The organism is Pseudoalteromonas sp. GABNS16E (assembly GCF_028598715.1).
Classification (GTDB): domain Bacteria; phylum Pseudomonadota; class Gammaproteobacteria; order Enterobacterales; family Alteromonadaceae; genus Pseudoalteromonas; species Pseudoalteromonas atlantica.
Genome location: NZ_JAQREZ010000181.1, coordinates 1 through 328, shown reverse-complemented (window position 1 = coordinate 328; position 328 = coordinate 1). Strand labels below are relative to the sequence as shown.

The following is a 328-nucleotide window of genomic DNA, read 5'->3' as shown; positions in this document are numbered from 1 at the left end:
CCTACTTTCACATAGCAAATGCTACACTATCATCGGCGCTGTTTCGTTTCACTACTGAGTTCGGCATGGGGTCAGGTGGGTCCAAAACGCTATGGTTACCAAGCAAATTAGGTGCAAAGGAGTAATGGTAAGCACGTAGTGCTACTATTTCCTTTGCGCAAGGTGCCTAAATGTTAACGCTACGCGCTAAGAGTCACCTCATAAATTTGGAAAATATCTGATAATATTTTTTAAGTCTAAGTATCTATCTACTTTAGCTATTAACTTCTGTCGCTTGTTTCTGTCACAAAACGCGTTTGGCGTTGTATGGTTAAGCCTCACGGGTAAT

General features: G+C 41.5%; 1 rRNA gene. It reads right to left on the bottom strand.

Annotated features, from left to right (window positions below):
• A 5S ribosomal RNA gene (gene rrf / locus PSI06_RS21205) occupies window positions 1-103 on the bottom strand; the annotation flags it as partial.
• Between the last annotated feature and the right edge of the window lie 225 nt (window positions 104-328).